The sequence below is a fragment of the Clostridium sp. AM49-4BH genome, assembly GCF_003478335.1.
In the GTDB taxonomy this organism is placed as follows: domain Bacteria; phylum Bacillota; class Clostridia; order Lachnospirales; family Lachnospiraceae; genus Butyribacter.
Genome location: NZ_QUFB01000114.1, coordinates 1 through 1,919, shown reverse-complemented (window position 1 = coordinate 1,919; position 1,919 = coordinate 1). Strand labels below are relative to the sequence as shown.

At 42.6% G+C, this 1,919-nt stretch carries 5 protein-coding genes; 1 reads left to right on the top strand and 4 read right to left on the bottom strand.

Translation table 11 applies throughout. The annotated features are described in order from the left end of the window. The 4 genes from DW981_RS14585 to DW981_RS14570 form a co-directional block, all read right to left on the bottom strand. A partial coding sequence (locus tag DW981_RS14585) for a MobA/MobL family protein (RefSeq protein ID WP_172680507.1) occupies positions 1–443 on the bottom strand: 443 nt, incomplete at its 3' end. Then, positions 419–724, bottom strand: coding sequence for a hypothetical protein (locus tag DW981_RS14580; protein ID WP_005345966.1), 306 nt, complete (start codon positions 722–724; stop codon positions 419–421). The genes DW981_RS14585 and DW981_RS14580, both read right to left, overlap by 25 nt. Beyond that, positions 724–1,038, bottom strand: a complete 315-nt coding sequence (locus DW981_RS14575) for a relaxasome subunit MobC (protein ID WP_118508238.1) — start codon at positions 1,036–1,038, stop codon at positions 724–726. The genes DW981_RS14580 and DW981_RS14575 overlap by 1 nt, the downstream gene beginning before the upstream one ends. Positions 1,039–1,182: 144 nt before the next feature. Next, positions 1,183–1,413 (bottom strand): helix-turn-helix domain-containing protein, encoded by a 231-nt coding sequence (locus tag DW981_RS14570; protein ID WP_003505382.1) that lies wholly within the window; start codon positions 1,411–1,413, stop codon positions 1,183–1,185. A gap of 174 nt (positions 1,414–1,587) precedes the next feature. Between DW981_RS14570 and DW981_RS14565 the strand changes: the two genes are divergently transcribed. Continuing rightward, a partial coding sequence (locus tag DW981_RS14565; protein ID WP_147352682.1) for a helix-turn-helix transcriptional regulator occupies positions 1,588–1,919 on the top strand: 332 nt, incomplete at its 3' end.

Sequence of the window (1,919 nt, the reverse complement as noted above, 5' to 3'; positions counted from 1 at the left end):
TCCACGAAAGTCTTTTGAATATATTCGGTTGTATAATCAATCTGTTCCTGTCTGCTCCATTCTTTCGGCAGGGAAAATTCAAATGAGCGTCCAAGCTGTGCATCTGCATTTTTTTCTATCTTCAATACCTCATTCCATAGACGCTGTTTCTGAAATGTGATTTTAAACTTTTCCAGTGCGGCATCTTTATCATCCGCTCTTTTATAACGGATAGACTGTTGAAACCTTTTTATATTTTCTTCCGGTACATGCAGCCATTCAGGAGGTGCATTTTCGCACATCATCAGACTGGTGTAGACGACTTCCTTTTTGGAAGTATAGTAACTGATTCTGCCTGTTTCCTCATTCTTCATCACATCTCCATTAAGATATGCCGATGCGGATATGACAGATTTTCCTTTACTGCGCCCGACAATCTTTACTGTAAAGTGAAATATCGCCATGATACGATTCCCCCTTTCTGCCGTATCCGGCATTGATTTCCGACAGCATCTTCTTCTGGTTTGGCAGAAGTGAAGCTGTCGGAACGCCCTCTGCGCAAGAGTGCCCCCTGCGGCATGAGCAGGTCTGGCTGAAAGCCCCGCCGACGGAACGAGCCCGGCAAGCGTAAGCGCAGACCGGTTGCCACTTGTGGCAAACTTATAAGGACGACCTCTGGTTGTCCATAAGTGCGCCCTTCATTCAAAGGCAATGAAGGGAATGGAAAAACCACTCCCTCCGCCATTACACTTCCTCCATATCTGTAAGTGGCTCTTTCTGCATCGCCTTTGAGAAAAACTTTCCGTTTGTTTCCTGCCTTTTTAAGAAGCCTATCAACTTTGGTAAATCTTCCTCCTCAATCGGACAGCCAAGAACCGATTCCACCGCACCGCCAATCTGACAGAGCCTGTGGGTTCGTTTTTTACTTTCTTCAGCTTTCTTTCTCTTTTCCAGTTCTTTCCGCTGTGCTATGAGCTTTTTGGTAGCTTCAATGCTTTCATGTTCCTTTTTCTCTAATGCACGTATTCTTTCTTCATAAGTCTTTGTTGATTTCGCCATATCGTCTTCATCCTTTCTTTTTCCGATAAACAACAGTTCCCGGTTGCATATCAGGAGAAGCACATGGTATAATCCTCTTGCGTGTAGGTATATCATGGCTTCGGTCTGATAGAACCTTTGGCGGTTTCGTAGGAAGCCGCCTTTTTAAGTTGCCACATTTCTTGTGACAGCTTTTACATTCCCTTTATCCCTCAGATCTCGCCCCTCGTTGGCTTCCATGAACTTTTCCAGAATGTCAGTTTTAATAAGGACTTTTCTTCCGACCTTTAATACCGGAAGCTTCTTCCATTCAACCAGCTTTCTCAAAGTATTTCTGCCAATTCCTGTATAGTCGGCTGCTTCCTCGATGGATAATGCAATCTTTCTTTCCGTCATCTTGTCACCTCCTTATGAATTGCATTATGCAATTTTTGTTGTGCTGTTAGTATAGCGGTTTTATATTGTGTTGTCAAGCGTTATGAAATTTTAAAAATAATTATTATATTGCATATTGCAATTATGTGAGGTACATGCTATAATTCATACATACCGAAAAAGGAGGCAATCAGCATGAAAGATAAAGAACTACGCAAGCTGATAGGCAGCAGGGCAAAACAGCGTCGTCTGGAATTAAATCTGACACAGCCTTATGTTGCAGAGAAGATGGGAGTTACCGCTTCCACAATCCTGCGTTATGAGAATGGTTCGATTGACAATACCAAAAAGATGGTGCTGGAAGGTCTTTCGGAAGCACTTCATGTATCTATTGAATGGCTCAGAGGTGAAACCGATGAATACGAAACCGATATTACGGATAAGAAAGAATTACAGATTCGTGATGCAATGGGCGATATTCTCAAACAGTTACCTCTCGACCTTAGTAAAAAGGAAGATGCTTTTTC

Coding starts and splice junctions, on each gene's coding strand:
- DW981_RS14570 (WP_003505382.1), bottom strand. CDS start 1,413: ATGACGGAAAGAAAGATTGCATTATCCATCGAGGAAGCAGCCGACTAT.
- DW981_RS14580 (WP_005345966.1), bottom strand. CDS start 724: ATGGCGGAGGGAGTGGTTTTTCCATTCCCTTCATTGCCTTTGAATGAA.
- DW981_RS14575 (WP_118508238.1), bottom strand. CDS start 1,038: ATGGCGAAATCAACAAAGACTTATGAAGAAAGAATACGTGCATTAGAG.